At 63.2% G+C, this 15,526-nt stretch carries 16 protein-coding genes and 1 tRNA gene; 8 read left to right on the top strand and 9 right to left on the bottom strand.

Annotated elements, in window-relative coordinates; genetic code table 11:
• Positions 1-2: 2 nt before the first annotated feature.
• The gene (locus tag ABEA18_RS07955) at positions 3-1,556 is read left to right on the top strand and encodes an amino acid permease (protein ID WP_345448704.1); all 1,554 of its coding nucleotides are present in this window, start codon (positions 3-5) and stop codon (positions 1,554-1,556) included.
• A gap of 28 nt (positions 1,557-1,584) precedes the next feature.
• On the opposite strand, the gene ABEA18_RS07950 is transcribed toward ABEA18_RS07955, so the two are convergent.
• The 3 genes from ABEA18_RS07950 to ABEA18_RS07940 form a co-directional block, all read right to left on the bottom strand.
• Entirely contained in the window at positions 1,585-2,220 is a 636-nt protein-coding gene (locus tag ABEA18_RS07950; RefSeq protein ID WP_345448703.1) for a DUF2461 domain-containing protein, read from the bottom strand.
• 160 nt (positions 2,221-2,380) lie between these two features.
• Positions 2,381-3,865: a catalase gene (locus ABEA18_RS07945; protein WP_345448702.1), complete on the bottom strand. Its 1,485-nt coding sequence runs from the start codon at positions 3,863-3,865 to the stop codon at positions 2,381-2,383.
• A 7-nt stretch (positions 3,866-3,872) separates the two neighbouring features.
• Positions 3,873-4,352 (bottom strand): Fur family transcriptional regulator, encoded by a 480-nt coding sequence (locus ABEA18_RS07940; RefSeq protein WP_236812396.1) that lies wholly within the window; start codon positions 4,350-4,352, stop codon positions 3,873-3,875.
• Positions 4,353-4,507: 155 nt separating this feature from the next.
• Between ABEA18_RS07940 and ABEA18_RS07935 the strand changes: the two genes are divergently transcribed.
• On the top strand, positions 4,508-5,779 hold the full coding sequence (locus ABEA18_RS07935) for an MFS transporter (RefSeq protein ID WP_345448701.1): 1,272 nt from the start codon (positions 4,508-4,510) through the stop codon (positions 5,777-5,779).
• 183 nt (positions 5,780-5,962) lie between these two features.
• A complete protein-coding gene (gene htpX, locus ABEA18_RS07930; RefSeq protein WP_345448700.1) occupies positions 5,963-6,832 on the top strand; it encodes a zinc metalloprotease HtpX in 870 nt (289 codons plus the stop codon).
• Between the two features lie 54 nt (positions 6,833-6,886).
• On the opposite strand, the gene efeB is transcribed toward htpX, so the two are convergent.
• The 4 genes from efeB to ABEA18_RS07910 all read right to left on the bottom strand — a co-directional run bounded on the left by efeB (position 6,887) and on the right by ABEA18_RS07910 (position 11,196).
• A complete protein-coding gene (efeB, locus tag ABEA18_RS07925; RefSeq protein ID WP_345448699.1) occupies positions 6,887-8,290 on the bottom strand; it encodes an iron uptake transporter deferrochelatase/peroxidase subunit in 1,404 nt (467 codons plus the stop codon).
• The gene (gene efeO, locus ABEA18_RS07920) at positions 8,287-9,498 is read right to left on the bottom strand and encodes an iron uptake system protein EfeO (RefSeq protein WP_345448698.1); all 1,212 of its coding nucleotides are present in this window, start codon (positions 9,496-9,498) and stop codon (positions 8,287-8,289) included. The genes efeB and efeO overlap by 4 nt, the downstream gene beginning before the upstream one ends.
• A 34-nt stretch (positions 9,499-9,532) precedes the next feature.
• The gene (gene efeU, locus ABEA18_RS07915; RefSeq protein WP_345448696.1) at positions 9,533-10,387 is read right to left on the bottom strand and encodes an iron uptake transporter permease EfeU; all 855 of its coding nucleotides are present in this window, start codon (positions 10,385-10,387) and stop codon (positions 9,533-9,535) included.
• A 317-nt stretch (positions 10,388-10,704) separates the two neighbouring features.
• A complete protein-coding gene (locus ABEA18_RS07910; RefSeq protein WP_236812384.1) occupies positions 10,705-11,196 on the bottom strand; it encodes a YajQ family cyclic di-GMP-binding protein in 492 nt (163 codons plus the stop codon).
• 185 nt (positions 11,197-11,381) lie between these two features.
• Here ABEA18_RS07910 and ABEA18_RS07905 point away from each other — a divergent pair, with 185 nt between their 5' ends.
• Positions 11,382-11,648, top strand: a complete 267-nt coding sequence (locus ABEA18_RS07905; protein ID WP_345448695.1) for a hypothetical protein — start codon at positions 11,382-11,384, stop codon at positions 11,646-11,648.
• Between the two features lie 129 nt (positions 11,649-11,777).
• Positions 11,778-11,859 (top strand) — tRNA-Tyr (locus ABEA18_RS07900).
• A gap of 186 nt (positions 11,860-12,045) precedes the next feature.
• On the opposite strand, the gene ABEA18_RS07895 is transcribed toward ABEA18_RS07900, so the two are convergent.
• Positions 12,046-12,270 carry a hypothetical protein gene (locus ABEA18_RS07895; protein ID WP_332602775.1) on the bottom strand — a complete coding sequence of 75 codons (225 nt, stop codon included), beginning with the start codon at positions 12,268-12,270 and terminating at the stop codon, positions 12,046-12,048.
• A gap of 139 nt (positions 12,271-12,409) precedes the next feature.
• Here ABEA18_RS07895 and ABEA18_RS07890 point away from each other — a divergent pair, with 139 nt between their 5' ends.
• A complete protein-coding gene (locus ABEA18_RS07890; RefSeq protein WP_345448693.1) occupies positions 12,410-12,955 on the top strand; it encodes an acyl-CoA thioesterase in 546 nt (181 codons plus the stop codon).
• Between the two features lie 111 nt (positions 12,956-13,066).
• A complete protein-coding gene (locus tag ABEA18_RS07885; RefSeq protein ID WP_059387274.1) occupies positions 13,067-13,438 on the top strand; it encodes a thioredoxin family protein in 372 nt (123 codons plus the stop codon).
• 10 nt (positions 13,439-13,448) lie between these two features.
• Here the strand turns inward: ABEA18_RS07885 and ABEA18_RS07880 are convergent, their stop codons facing one another.
• On the bottom strand, positions 13,449-13,727 hold the full coding sequence (locus tag ABEA18_RS07880) for a putative quinol monooxygenase (RefSeq protein ID WP_345448692.1): 279 nt from the start codon (positions 13,725-13,727) through the stop codon (positions 13,449-13,451).
• 102 nt (positions 13,728-13,829) lie between these two features.
• Between ABEA18_RS07880 and ABEA18_RS07875 the strand changes: the two genes are divergently transcribed.
• Positions 13,830-15,503 carry an AMP-binding protein gene (locus ABEA18_RS07875; protein WP_345448691.1) on the top strand — a complete coding sequence of 558 codons (1,674 nt, stop codon included), beginning with the start codon at positions 13,830-13,832 and terminating at the stop codon, positions 15,501-15,503.
• Positions 15,504-15,526: the final 23 nt, after the last annotated feature.

The following is a 15,526-nucleotide window of genomic DNA, read 5'->3' as shown; positions in this document are numbered from 1 at the left end:
CTATGAACCTCTTCCGGACCAAATCGATCGAGCAGTCCATTGCGGACGCCGATGAGCCCGGACGCAAGCTCAAGCGTTCGCTCAGCACCTGGGATCTGATGATCATGGGCGTCGCCGTTGCAGTCGGCGCCGGGATCTTCTCTGTCGGGGCGAAGGCGGCTGCGAACTTTGCCGGCCCCGCCGTGACGATCTCCTTCGCCGTTGCGGCCGTGACGTGTGCCTTGGCCATCATGTGCTACGCCGAATTCGCTACTGCGATCCCGGTCGCTGGGTCCGCCTACGTCTTCACTTACGCCACCATGGGTGAAGTCCTTGCCTGGATCATTGGTTGGAACCTCATTCTTGAACTGTTTACCGCTGCTGCCGTAATCGCCAAATACTGGGGCATCTACTTGAGCAAGGTGTTTGCGCTCATGGGCGTGGATATGCCGCCGGCCTTGAACATCGCCGGCGTGGATCTCTATTGGGGCGCTTTCCTGATTGTCGCGATCTTCACGGTACTCCTGGTGCTCGGCACCAAGCTGTCTGCCCGCGTGGGCAACGTCTTCACGCTGATCAAGATCGCCGTGGTGCTGTTCGTGATTGTTGTCGGCTTCACGTACGTGAAGTTCTCCAACTACACTCCCTTCGTCCCGGCATCGCAGCCTACCGGAGGCGCCGACGGTGCGGATGTCATGAAACAATCCCTCTTCGGCTTCCTCACTGGTGCGGTCCCGGCGCAGTACGGAACGCTGGGCATCTTTGCCGGCGCAGCCTTGGTGTTCTTTGCCTTCATCGGCTTCGACGTTGTCGCCACTTCCGCGGAAGAGGTCAAGAACCCGCAGAAGACCCTGCCCCGGGGAATCTTCGGCGGCCTGGCGCTCGTGACGTTGCTCTACATCCTGGTCTCCCTCGCCCTGACCGGCATGGTGTCCTATACACAGCTGGCGCAAGCGAAGAACCCCACCCTGACCACGGCCTTCGAAGCGGTCGGAAACACCGACGCGGCCAAGGTGATTGCCTTTGGCTCCCTGATCGGGTTGACCACTGTCATCATGGTGCTGCTCATGGGCCTGGCCCGCGTGGTCCTCGCAATGAGCCGCGATGGTCTGCTTCCGCGCGCGCTGTCCAAGACGAGCGACAAGCGTTCGACGCCGGTCCGCCTCCAGATCATCTGCGGCGCGGCCGTGGCAATCGTCGCGGGTCTGACCAACGTGGATCTTCTCGAAGAAATGATCAACATAGGTACCCTCTCGGCCTTCGTCATGGTGAGCCTGGGCATCCTGGTCTTGCGTAAGAAGCGCCCGGATCTGAAGCCCGCTTTCCGGGTTCCGTTCGGCAAGGTGCTTCCCGTGGTCTCGGCAGTGCTGTGCATCTACCTGATGACAAACCTGGCCGTGGAGACCTGGATCTTCTTCGCCATCTGGCTGGTAATCGGACTCGCCATCTACTTTGCCTACGGGCAGCGCCACTCCCGACTGAACGAGAAGTTCGCTTCCGCGACGGCTGCGGTATCCGGGAAGGCCGCTGTTTCCGACAAGAGCGGCGACGACGAAGACAGCCTCAGCAGGGTCTAACCAGCGGCGGATTCACTGTTCCTGCAGATTACGGCGCCGCGTGTTCGTTGACCCACTCCACGAGCGGGCGCAATACCTCCCAACGCTTGGCGATTTCTTCCTTGGCTGAGGGCTGTGACATCCATTCCGGTTCGCCCAAAGTCATCCCGGCAGACAACGACTTGTGCTTCAGGAGCTCGGCGCGGGGATGGTCTTTGTCGAAACCACGAGGCACGGTCTTGAGCTTCTCGCCTTCGACCGCGAAACCTGCTGCGGCGATGGAATCGACGATTTGCTGCAGTTCCTCCCCGCTGGCCGGCGAATCCGTGGCGGCGCGGAACCGGGCAATCTGCTCTGGGGTGCGCGAGTGGCATCCGCCGCCGAGCAACAGGCCGTCTGCACTGAGCTGGAGGTAGAAGCCCACACCCTCCTTGTCCGCCGCAAACGCTCCCTGTGCCGTCTTGTAGGGGGACTTGTCCTGGGAGAAGCGGATATCCCGGTTCGGACGGAAAACCTTGCCCGGCCCGAATCGCGGCTCAAGCTCCTCCAGCAACAGCGTCAATGGCTCCTTCACGGCGGAGTCGTAGATGTCTTTGTGCGCCAACCACCACTCGCGGTTGTTGTTCTCTTCAAGTTCGGCATAGAAGGCGATGGCCTCTGCGGGGATCCCGGTGAATGTGCTCATGTAAGGATCCTATGGATCACAATGCCGAGCTAGCCAGAGACATTCTCGGCTATGTGGAAAACCCGCCGCGGAACGGTAATCAGGCCCGCTATTCATGGGCATAAAAAAGCAACCCCGCCGCGGAGATTCCGCAGCGGGGTTGCTTCGTGCGTTGACTTTGTTACAGCTTGTTGGCTGCCTCTGAAGCCGACTCGCCTTCGCCTGCACCGAGGTTGGCGCGCAACTTGGCGCCGAGTTCAGCATCGACGTTGGTCCAGTACTGGATGGCGCGTTCCTTGATGCCGGGGCTCTTGACGCCGCCCACAGCGCCCGTGATGGTCTCCAGCAGGCGGGCCTTGGCGCCGTCGTCGTAGACCTCGCGGTACAGCGCGCCGGCCTGGACGAAGTCGCCGTCCTCGGCGTGCAGGGAGTGCGCGGAGAGCGTCAGCTCGCCGTCGTTCTCCCAGCCGCCGGCCGGGTTCTGCGGCTCAACAGCAGCCGGGCCACCCACGGAGTTCGGTGCGTAGACCGGAACCGAAGGAGCGTTGAACAGGTAACGTCCCGCGCCGTCCTGGCTGTAGTTGTTGACCTGGTTCTTCGGCTGGTTCACCGGGATCTGGGCGTGGTTGGTGCCCACGCGGTAACGGTGTGCGTCAGCGTAGGAGAAGATGCGGGCCTGCAGCATCTTGTCCGGGGAGGCAGCGATACCCGGAACGAAGTTCGACGGCGCGAATGTGGCCTGCTCGATCTGCGCGAAATAGTTCTCCGGGTTCTTGTTGAGCTCCATGGTGCCAACGTGGATCAGCGGGTAGTCCGAGTGCGGCCACACCTTGGTGAGGTCGAACGGGTTGAAGCGGTACGTCTTGGCGTCCTCGTAAGGCATGACCTGCACGTGCAGTTCCCAGGACGGGAAGTTGCCGGCGGCAATGTTTTCCTGGAGATCGCGGATGTAGAAGTCCGCGTCAGAGCCGGCCAGTTCCTCAGCCCGGTCGCCCGTGATGGTCTTGACGCCCTGGTTGGACTTGAAGTGGTACTTGACCCAGAAGCGCTCGCCTTCGGCGTTGATCCACTGGTAGGTGTGCGAGCCGTAGCCCTGCATTTCACGCCATGAGGCCGGCAGGCCGCGGTCGCCCATGAGCCAGGTGACCTGGTGTGCGGACTCGGGGGAGAGGGTCCAGAAGTCCCACTGCATGTCGGCGTCGCGCAGGTGGGTGCCCGGGAGGCGCTTCTGGGAGTGGATGAAGTCGGGGAACTTGATGCCGTCGCGGATGAAGAACACCGGGGTGTTGTTGCCCACGAGGTCGTAGTTGCCCTCGGAAGTGTAGAACTTGACGGCGAAGCCGCGGGGGTCGCGCCAGGTGTCAGGGGAGCCGTTCTCGCCTGCGACGGAGGAGAAGCGGATGAGCATGTCCGTCTCGACACCGGGCTGGAACAGGGCAGCCTTGGTGTACTTGGAAACGTCCGAGGAAGTCTTGAAGGTACCGAAAGCGCCGCCGCCCTTGGCGTGGACAACACGCTCCGGGACGCGCTCGCGGTTGAACTGGGCGAGCTTTTCCACCAGGTAGTGGTCGGTCAGGATGATGGCACCATCGGCACCAACGGACTGGGAATGCGCGTCCGAAGTGACAGGGGCGCCCGACTGGGTGGTCGAGATGTTCGCGGTCATCGTTCTCCTATTTCGTGGTTACTTGCGTTTGAGTAGGAAGCTGTTGTTTGGCCTGGCAGTCCTGGCAGATGCCTTGGTACAGGACGTCTGCGATCTGGATGGTCATGGGTTTGGAGTGCTCATCCCAGTGCGGGGTGAGGCAGGGGGCATGGCCTACGGCGCAGTCGACATCCTCCACCCGGCCGCAACTGATGCACACAGCGTGGTGATGGTTGTCGCCCACCCGCGTCTCGTACAGTGCGGGAGAGTGGGGCGGTTCGAAGCGTCGCAGCATCTGCAGGTCCGTGAGGTCGCTCAGCACCACATAAACAGACTGCGCTGTCAGTTCGGGAAGATCCTTGCGCGCGGCAGCCAGGATGCCTTCGGCCGGGGAATGTGGATTGTGCTGAACGGCAGCAAGAACCGCAAGACGCTGCTTGGTCACGCGGCGTCCGTGGGAATGCAGGGCGGAAGCCCACGCTTCCTGGTCTGCCGTGTGATCTGCCATACGCCCATTGAAGCACTTATTATGAGTACTTCACAATAAGGTGAGGCTAACTTCAGATGAACCCGCCGACGGCGGCCCGCACTCGGGCGCGACGGCGAACCCCGCCCCACGCCGCGCTTCGGGAGGGCGGAAGCGTTGATGGGTAGGGTTGGACGGTGGCAAAACTCCTGGCTGACATGACCCCGCTTCGCGAAAGCCCCGCATTCCGCCGCCTGTGGCTCGGGTCGTCCGTGTCGATGGTCGGATCCCAGTTGACCCTGGTTGCCGTGAGCCTCGAGGTCTACAGCATCACCCAACAGAGCCTCTATGTGGGCCTGCTCAGCATCTTTGCCCTGGTTCCGCTGGTGATCGCGGGTTTGTTTGGCGGGGCCCTTTCCGATGCCTATGACCGGCGGAAAGTCGCCATTGTTGCGTCCCTCGTTTTGTGGGCCTGCAGCGTGGCCCTGGCACTCCAGGCGTGGTTCCAGCTGAACAATGTCTGGATACTGTTCCTCCTCGTCGCGATCCAGAGCGGCGCGCAAGGTATCAACGCGCCGGCACGCAGCGCCATCATTCCCTTGCTGGTCCGCAAGGAACTGCTGCCCGCCGCCAACGCGTTGAGCATGCTCAACATGGGTATTTCCATGACGGCCGGCCCCCTGCTGGCCGGCGTTCTGGTCGCTTCGAGCGGTTTTGGCTGGACCTACACGATCGATGCCCTGAGCTTCGCCTTCGCGCTGTGGAGCCTTTTCAAGCTCCCGGCCCTTCCCGCGGCAGCGAACGCGTCGGCACCCGGCCTGCGCTCCGTCGTCGAGGGCTTCCGTTTCCTGGGCACCCGGCCGAACCTCCGCATGACCTTCATCATCGACCTCATTGCGATGATCTGCGCCCAGCCGCGCGCCCTCATGCCCGCGATCGGAGCCACGATGATCGGAGGCGGCGACACCACCGTGGGTGTGCTGCTCGCGTCCGTGGCCGTCGGTGCCTTCCTGGCGGGGTTGTTCTCCGGGCCCCTGGGGAGGGTGCGGAGTCAGGGGAGTGCGGTGGTATGGTCCGTGGCAGGATGGGGCTTCTCGATTGCTGCTTTCGGCCTGGTCGTGGTCCTGGCCGGGGACGCCGGGCGCAACGGCGTTACGCTGTGGATCATCCCGGCGGCCATGTGTTGTGCCCTTGCCGGGATCTCTGACTCCGTCAGCGCGGTCTTCCGCACCACCATCCTGCAATCGGCCACTCCGGACCACATGCGGGGACGGTTGCAAGGCGTGTTCATCGTGGTGGTGTCCGGTGGTCCGCGAGTGGGGGACATGCTCGCCGGTGGCGTCACGAAAGTGCTCAGCGAAGGCTGGGTGTTGCTCCTCGGCGGCGTGCTGTGCGCAGTGCTTGCGTGGCTCGTGGCGCGCGGGCAGCGCGGATTTCTCCGCTACGATTCCCTCCACCCGGTGCCCTGAGTTTTGCGCCCGTTCGTACGCCCAAGTAACTCGCAGTTGTTGTCGTTATGGCGGCTCAGAACGACAACAAATGCGAGTCACTTGGGTGGGCAGAGGCGGAACGTCCGGGCCGCCGTCGGCGTTAATCGGAACAGAACCAGCATGCAATGCAAGACAAAAGCCGTACTGCAAGAAAGTAGTGAAGTGCATAATCATCACAATGGCCTGAAGACCGCAGCGCTATTCGGTGTGCTCTGGGCGGTGCTGCTGGGTCTTGGTGCCGTGATCGGCGTAGGCACCCGCAGCGCGTCGCCCATCTGGATCATGGCACTGATCGGCATCGCGACAACGGCTTATGGATATTGGAACAGCGACAAGATCGCCATCCGCTCCATGGCCGCGTACCCGGTTTCGGAGGCGGAGGCTCCACAGCTGTACCAGATCGTCCGGGAACTCTCCGTGCGGGCGAACCAACCCATGCCGCGGATCTACGTTTCTCCGACCATGAACCCCAATGCCTTCGCCACGGGACGCAATCCGAAGAACGCCGCCGTGTGCTGCACCGCGGGCATCCTGAACTTGCTCGACGCCCGTGAACTCCGCGGCGTCCTCGGGCACGAACTCATGCACGTCTACAACCGCGACATCCTCACCTCGTCCATCGCGGCCGCCGTCGCCGGCGTCATTACTTCGGTGGGCCAGATGCTGCTGTTCTTCGGCGGCGGGGACCGGCGGAACGCCAACCCGTTTGCCATGATCGCCATGGCGCTACTGGCGCCGTTTGCCGCTTCCTTGATCCAGCTCGCCATTTCCCGCACGAGGGAGTACGACGCCGACCACGACGGCGCGGAACTCACCGGCGATCCGCTGGCGCTCGCCTCAGCCCTCCGCAGGATCGAAGCGGGCGTGAAGCAAGTGCCGCTGCCACAGGATCAGCGCCTCGTGAATACTTCGCACCTCATGATTGCCAACCCGTTCCGCGGCGGTGCCATGACCAAGCTGTTCGCCACCCACCCGCCCATGCGTGAGCGTATCGAGCGGCTCGAACGGATGGCCGGACGGCCGCTTTCCTAGCCAGCGGTCCCGTAAGTCACCGAGTGCCGGTGCCGCGTCCGACGACGGACGGCTTCATGCGAACAAGCCCTCACCAATGAAGCCGCCCGCCTTTATCCCCGGAGGCACTGCGAACAGGCCCGAGCCCGTGTGCTTGAGGTACTCCAGGGCCAGCTTGTCGCTCTTCGCCATGGCCGTCTGCATGGGCACGTAATGCGTCCGCGGGTCCTTGACGAAGGCGATGAAGAACAGGCCCGCGTCGAGGTGGCCGAGCCCGTCCGAACCGTCGGTGTAGTTGTATCCGCGGCGAAGCATCTTCACACCGTTGTTCTGGTCCGCATGCGCCAGGCGGACGTGGGAATCGATCGGAATCAACGGCTCGCCGTCGCGGCCCTTGATCCCGAAGTCCGGCGCCGTAAATTCTTCCCCTCCGGACAACGGCGCCCCGGCACCCTTCGTGCGGCCGATCAGTCCTTCCTGTTCGCGGAGCGAGGTCCGGTCCCAGATCTCGATATGCATCCGAATCCGCCGGGACACAAGGTAGCTGCCTCCCGCCATCCACGCTTCACCCGGGTGGGTTCCGGCGGTGGCCCAGACGTGTTCGTCCAGGAGTGCCGCGTCTTCCGACTTCAGGTTGGCTGTGCCGTCCTTGAACCCGAAAAGGTTGCGGGCGGTCGTCTGGGCCCTGGACGTGGAGGAGGTCCGGCCGAAGCCAAGCTGGGACCAACGGACGCGCACCTTGCCGAAGCCGATGCGCGCGAGGTTCCGGATCGCATGCACGGCGACCTGCGGATCATCGGCGCACGCCTGGACGACAATGTCCCCGCCAGTGCGTTCTGGCTGCAAGGCGTCGCCGGGGAAATGCGGCAGGTCGATTAGGGCATCGGGTCTGCGGCCCTCCAGTCCGAAGCGGGGCTTGCCGTCCTTTTCGAAGAGGCCCGGTCCGAAGCCGAACGTCAACGTCAGCTTGCCCGCCGCCAGATCGAGGGCTTCCCCGGTGTCTTCCGGCGGCGCATCGTAGGGGCCGTCGACGGCGCCGGTCGCGCCGGTCGTGCGGCCGGCGGTCATGGCTTCGGCCGCAGCGGTCCAGTCCTTCAGGAGCTGGATTAATGCCGCGCGGTCCTCGATGGTGACGTCGAAGGCGGCCATGTGGAGGCGGTCCTGGGCAGGAGTGACGATGCCTGCTTGGCGTTCGCCATAGAAAGGAACGACGTCGCTTGCCGCGGGCGCCGCTTGAGCTGCCACCGCATCGTGGCTGAGGTATCCGGCGGCAAGGCCAGCCACTGCACCGGCACCGCCCGCGCCGGCGAGGGAGAACAGTCCGCGACGGGACAGGCGGGGCTTGCCACCGTCGTCGCGCTTGCCGCCGCCGTCGCGCTTGGCGGACGGGAGGGCCGCCTTGGCGGGCCCGACGGCGGCAGACCGGGTTCCGCCGTCGGGCACCTCAGCGGGCCCGTGGTTGAAAGGGCAGCCGCTCACAGGACCACGGCTGAGGTGAGCTTGGACAACGGCTCTCCCAGGGCGTCGACCAGCGCGGCGAGCTGCTGGACCTCGGCCGGGCTGAGTTCGTTGTAGTAGGCGAAGCCGTCACCCTTGGCGTGCTTCTTGAGCTCGGCCTGCAGGGCAGCGAACTTCCCGTCGAGGCTCGTGGCGAGGGCAGCGTCCTTCTGCGCAAGCGCGGGCTTGAGGTTTTCGAAGGCGATCCGGGCGCCGTCGACGTTGGCCTGGAAGTCCCAGAGGTCGGTGTGGGACCAGATTTCTTCCTCGCCGGTGACCTTGCCGCGCGCGACTTCGTCCAGGAGTTCCTTGGCTCCGTTGCCGAGCTTGTCAGCGGAGAGCACCACTGTGCGGGTGCGTTTGCCGAGCTCCTCGGTATCGGAGACGAGCTGCGTGGCGATTTTGGCTCGCTCCGTGGCCGTCAGCGCCGTGTAGCCTGCCGGGGGGAACAGGTCCTTCTCCGCGCGGTGCCAGCCTGTCCATTCCTGGCCGGGCTCAAGGTCGGCTTCGCGGGCATCGAGCTTGGGGTCGAGGTCGCCGAAGGATTCCGCCACGGGTTCGATCCGCTCCCAGTGCATGCGGGTCGCGGCGTAGAGTTCGCGGGCTTTGGATGCGTCGCCTGCAGCGTAGGCATCGGCGAAGGCCTTGGTGCCGGTCACGAGCTGCTCGGTCTGGTCCTTGACGTAGGCCGTGTATTGCTGGACGCCGGTGTCCACGAGCTTCTGGAAATCGGCATCGACGCCGGTCTTGTTTCCGGAATCCGTGACCTCAAAGGCGGCACGGATACCGTCGCCCTGCATGCCGGGCTTGCACGCGGTGGTGTACTTGCCCGCGGGAGCCGTGACCACCAGGTTGCGGGTCAGGCCGGGACCGATGTTCTCCACTTCGCCGACGATCCGCAAGCCGTCCTCGGCGAGGAGGTAGAACTCGGTGATTTCCGTGCCTTCGTTCTTGACCGCGAAGCTCAGGTTGCCGCTGGGGACGCTCCCGGTAGAAACTTTGCACTCGGTCTTGGTGCTGGTGACCTGTATTGGTCCAGCGGAAGCGCTGGGGCCGGGCGTCTTTGTGTTGTCCGTGCAGCCAGTGAGTGCCAGCGGAACAGCTGCGGCCGCGGCGACGATGGCAAAAGACGTCCGACGGCGGGAGGTCAATTTAGGCAGCGTTATTTTGGGCAGGGGAGTGCCAGGCATGGGGTTTCCTTCTGTTGTGGAGTGCGAGAAGCGTCTAGGCGGCTTTGGCGGCGTGGGGAGAGGCGGCGTTGCCCGTGGATTGTTTCGGCGTGGAACCGTTGACGCGGATGTAGAAGTAAAGCACCGGGATCACGTAGAGCAGCCAGGCCCCGGCTTCGAGCCACGTGGTGGCCGGGGACAGGTTGAGGGTGCCCTTGAGCAGTGTGCCGTACCAGGACGACGGCGGGATGGCCGCTGAGACGTCGAACGCGAGGTCGGGGAGCCCAGGCAGGATTCCGGCTTCCTGGAGGTCATGGATGCCATAGGCCAGCACACCGCCCGCGATCACGATGAGCCCGACGCCCGTCCAGGTGAAGAACCGCGAGAGGTTGACCTTGAGGACGCCGCGATGCAGCAGGTATCCGAGCCCGGCAGCGACGGCCAGGCCGAGCAGCGCGCCTAGCAGCGGCTGCGACGACTCGCCGGCGGCCTGGGCAGCAGCCCAAAGGAACAGCGCAGTCTCGAGTCCTTCGCGGCCCACCGCGAGTGCCGCGACGACCACGAGGCCCCACGCGGCGCCGTCGGCCATTTTGTCCACTTGCGACTTCAGCTCGCCGCCGAGGCTGCGGGCAGTCCGCGCCATCCAGAAGACCATCCAAGTGACGAGCGCGACGGCGGCAATGGACAATCCGCCCCCGATCGCCTCCTGCGCAGCGAAAGTCAGTCCCTGCGGACCGAAGGTGAGCAGGGCGCCGAAGGCGATGGATACGGCCACGGCGATGCCGACGCCGGCCCAAAGCCGGGGGAGCAGCGAGCGGCGTCCGGTCTTGACGAGATAGGCCATCAGCAGGACCACAACGAGGGTGGCTTCGAGGCCCTCGCGCAGGCCGATCAGGAAGTTCGCGGTCATGTGGAATCTTTCGTTAGGGGAGCCACACTTAGGCTCGCCTAAGAAAGTACAGTACCCGTTTGACCCGATTACGCAAAAGAAGGGTTTCGTAATTATTTTGAGGGGTTGTCACGCAAAGCAGTCTTTTGGCCTCCGCGGGTCGGTGCAGCCGCGGAATCCCGGGGTCGTCGCACACCTCGACCCCAAAAAGTTGCGTGGAGTGACGCTCCTGGCTTCATTAACGACCGCCACCATTAACGACGACGGCGCGTTGCCCGCTCAGGGGGCAACGCGCCGTCGTCGTACTTCCGGATGGCGGCCTGGGCCGCAGCGAAGCCTTAGCTGCGGAAGTTCACGAACTGGAGATCGACCTCTTCGAACTTCTTCAGGATGTTCATGGTTTCCTGCAGGTCATCGCGGGACTTCGAGGTGACGCGGAGTTCGTCGCCCTGGATCTGGGACTTGACGGACTTCGGGGCTTCATCGCGGATGATCTTGTTGATCTTCTTCGCAATGTCCTGGGCAATGCCCTCCTTGATGGAGCATTCCAGGCGGAATTCCTTGCCGGAGGGGTAGGGCTCGCCCTGGTCGAGGGACTTGAGGGAGATGCCGCGCTTGATGAGCTTGGACTGGAAGACGTCCAGGACAGCGAGGATGCGGTCCTCGGAGTTGGCCTTCATGAGGATCTTTTCGCCGCTGAAGTCGATCTCCGCGCCGACGCCCTTGAAGTCGTATCGCTGTGCGATTTCCTTCTGGGACTGGTGGAGCGCGTTGGCGACTTCCTGCTTGTCTACCTTGCTGACGACGTCGAATGTGGATTCGCCTGCCATGACTCTCCTTTGGTTGTTGCGTGCGGCCCGGAAACGGGCGGCTTTGTCTGCCAACCAGCCTAATACGGAAGCGCCCGGCGTGTGCTGAGCGTTCACAGTTCGCTCACAGCACACGCATGGCCGGAACTGAGACTGCCCCGACAGAGTTGTACCAGTTTGAAGATCCCATCCTGAAAGGGAGCACTATGAGCAACCAGGCCGTCCGTTACGTCACCAAGTCAGCCGCTGCCGCCGCCGGTTCAATCGGAGCCGCCGCCACCACCGCCGCAACCGCGGTTGCAGCCGCGGCACTCGCGGCGTCCGTGGTCCTGAGCCCGGTTCCTGATGCGGCTTCGCGGATGGATGGTGTCCACTCGGACTTGTTGCGGGCCGTTCAGCTCAACCAGATCACGTTGGAGCAAGCAGCCAGTTTCGAGGCCAAGTTGGCTGGCCGGATATTTGGTGGGGCCTGAGATTTTCGCCTGTTTTGAGGCTTCGAGGCCTCGATTCGATTCTTCGGCAGAAGTTCTGTAAGGTTGTCTTGCTCGCGCTTACCGGATCGGAAACGAAACGATGATCGGGAGTGACTTCTTTTGAAGTTCGGCAGATTACCCGAGCGGCCAAAGGGGGCTGACTGTAAATCAGCTGGCAACGCCTACGGGGGTTCGAATCCCTCATCTGCCACAAAATTAAATCCCCGGAACCATATGGTTCCGGGGATTTTTTGTTTGTCCGTGTTTTCTTGGCGGGGCCGTTCGACGCGGAAAATTTCCTGTGAGGCGCGGATGGACTCTCGACGCCCGAATTCCGGTGTCGTCAGGGATTTGGGGTGTCGACACCGGAACTCGGGTGTCGACGACGAAAGCCCAATTAGCTCGCGCTGCCCGGCTCCAGCCAGTATCCGTCCTGATGGTGGACGAGTTGCCGGCCCAGGCCTCCGGACAACTGGATCCAGAGCGTGCTGCGATCCTCGGTCATGCCGTCCAAAGTCCCCACGATCCTGTTGCCGCGGGTGTCCTGCAGCACCAGTTCCTGGTGGAGCGGCAGTTCCGGCCACACCTCTGCGTGTGCCCTGATGGTTTGGGTGGTGCTCACGGGATCTCCTTGGTGCCTTCTGGAATTTGTTTTCAGACATTCTTCCCGCGGCATGTGAACTGGTGGTAAACGACATGCCATGTAGCGACACACAAAACGAGACTGTCCCGAAATGTTACTGCGGAGTAACATGGCGGTTATGCATTTGCTTCTGCGAACCCTCTTGATCTTGTTCACCTCGTCCAGGCGGAGCCGGCTCAGTGTGTGGGGTATGTCCTCGTTGCCCATGCGCGTACTGCCCACGGACATCGACATTGCAATGCACGTAAACAACGGCATGTACTTCTCGCTGATGGATCTTGGACGCTTCGACCTTATGGTGCGTGCAGGGATCTGGCAGAAGATGCGCCGCCGGGGCTGGAGCCCCGTGGCTGCAGGGGAGACCATCGCATTCCGGAAGTCGTTGCAGCTTTGGCAGCAATACACCATCGAGTCCAAGATCATCGGGCTCGATTCGAAGGCGATCTACTTTGAACAACGCATGGTGGTGGACGGCGAGATCTACGCCCGCGCGCACATTGCCACCCGGCTTGTCGACAAGGGCCGGCCCGTGAGCCAGGAGGAAATCCTGGCCGAGTTCGGCGAGCCGCCCGCGGACCTCGAGCTTCCGGAATGGATCCACGAGTGGCGCGAGAACAACGCGCTCCCCGGCGCCCGGAAGGCCGCCCCGCACTTCTGGCACTAGCCGAAGGTACCGGTCGGCCCCAAACCGGCCGCCCGCCGTCGTGCTTTATTCCCGGTTTGCCGGGTAGCGAACAGAGGCGACTTAGGGGGCGCGGTCGCGTACCGTGGAAGCATGGCTACAGTTGACATCACCGGGGAGCAGTTCGCATCGACCATCGAGGGCAACGACATTGTCCTGGTGGATTTCTGGGCTGCGTGGTGCGGCCCTTGCAGGCAGTTTGCCCCCACATACCAGGCCGCTTCCGAGAAGCATGACGATGTGTTCTTCGCCAAGGTGGACACCGAGGCCGAGCAGCAGCTTGCCGCCGAAGCCGGGATCTCCTCGATCCCCACGCTCATGGCGTTCCGCGAAAAGGTCCTCGTGTTCTCCCAGCCGGGCGCGCTGAACGGACCCCAGCTGGAGCAGGTCATCGAGGCCGTCAAGGGGCTCGACATGGATGAGGTCCACGCGCATATCGCAAAGCAGCGCGCGGAAAACTCCTAGCCGAAAACTCCTAGAGGCGCTCGAGAATCACAGGCTCCGCCAGCAGTGCGCTGAGGGATTCGTTGAGGTCCTGGACGGCGATGCCCTTGGAGTGGATGTCGAGGTGTTCCTCGGAGGCCCACTGCTCGGTCAGGACCAGCTTGTCCTCGTTGGCTTCGGTGAGCTCGTAGCGGATGCAGCCGGGCTCGTTCACTACTTCGTCGATCGCGATTTCCAGAGCGAGCTTGACGCGGAAGTATTCGCCGTCGTTGGGAATGAACGTGGCCTGCAGGTCAATGGGTGCACTCATGGGATTCACATTACCGGCTGGCCCGGCAAGGTCCTGAAATATTTTGTAGGACTTCCAAGCAAAAGTCTTCTCTTGGCCCCGCGGAGTTGGTAGCGTGCGTTCATGCTTTCCTACACAGCCGGGGACACTGACGTCCCGCTGCTTGAAGAGACCATCGGCGCCAACTTTGAACGCGTCGCGGCGCGGTTTCCGTTGCGGGATGCGCTGATCGAAGCCGCCGTGGTGCCCGGCGACGAGGCTCGGCGCTGGAGCTACGAAAAACTGAACGACGACGTCGACCGGCTCGCGCGTGCGCTGCTCGCCAAGGGCGTCGCCAAAGGTGACAGGGTGGGCATCTGGAGCCCGAACTGCGCCGAATGGACCATCCTGCAATACGCGACGGCGAAGGTTGGCGCGATCCTGGTCAATGTCAATCCGGCGTATCGCAGCCACGAACTGGAATTCGTGGTCCGTCAGAATGGCATGCGGATGCTGGTGGCCGCACCATCGGACAAGAACAGCGGCTATGTGGGCATGGCCCGGGAGGCCTTGGCCAGTTGCCCCGAGCTTCGGGAGCTGGTCTTCCTTCCCGATCTGGGACTGGACATGCTCAACGCAGGCGAACCGCAAACCGTCGCCGAGCTGACGTACGCCGAACTGCTCAAGCGAGCGGACGACGTCGCGCCCTCAGCGCTCAAGGCTCGCATGGCCGAACTGGACCCGCACGATCCCATCAATCTGCAGTACACCTCGGGGACCACCGGCTTCCCCAAGGGCGCCACGCTGACCCACCACAACATCCTCAACAACGGCAACCAGATCGGCCGGCTGCTGGGGTACACGGAACGCGACCGCGTGGTCCTTCCGGTGCCGTTTTACCACTGTTTCGGCATGGTCATCGGGAACCTGAACGCCCTGAGCTTCGGCGCGGCCACCATTATTCCCGGCCGCGGATTCACGCCGGCCGCAGCACTGGAAGCCGTGCAGGATTTTGGCGGGACCTCGCTGTATGGCGTGCCCACCATGTTCATCGCCGAGTTGGCTTTGCCGGATTTCGCATCCTACGACCTCTCCACGCTGCGTACCGGCGTCATGGCCGGCTCACTGTGCCCTATCGAGGTCATGGAACATGTCATCTCCGAGATGAACATGCGGGACGTAGCCATTTGCTACGGGATGACCGAGACTTCGCCCGTGTCCACCATGACCCTCGCGGCCGACACCCTGGAGCAGAGGACCACGACGGTAGGGCGCACGATGCCCCGGCTCGAGTCCAAGATCGTGGATCCAGGCACTGGCGAAACCCTGGAACGCGGCAGGATTGGCGAGTTGTGCACGCGGGGTTACGCCGTGATGGCAGGGTATTGGGGCGAGCCGGGGAAGACAGCCGAGGCTATCGACGACGACGGCTGGATGCACACCGGCGACCTGGCCCGGATGGACCCGGACGGTTTCATCGTGATCGAAGGCCGCATGAAGGACATGGTCATCCGCGGCGGCGAGAACGTCTATCCCCGCGAAATCGAGGAGTTCCTGTACAGGCATCCCGCCATCCAGGATGTCCAGGTTATCGGCGTTCCGGATGCCAAGTACGGCGAGGAGCTGATGGCCTGCATCATCCTCAAACCGGGAGCAGCTTTGGACTTGGACGGCGTGCAGGAGTTCTGCCGCGGCAAACTGGCCCACTACAAGATCCCGCGCTACGTGGACATCCGGGAGAGCTTCCCCATGACGGTGTCCGGCAAAGTGCGCAAGATCGACATGCGCGAAGAAGCGATCGCCCGCCTCGGACTCTAATTCCAACGCGGGGTCACTTACGG

This window comes from Arthrobacter gyeryongensis (genome assembly GCF_039543785.1).
Lineage (GTDB): Bacteria > Actinomycetota > Actinomycetes > Actinomycetales > Micrococcaceae > Arthrobacter > Arthrobacter gyeryongensis.
This window is presented reverse-complemented; position numbering and strand designations above follow the sequence as displayed.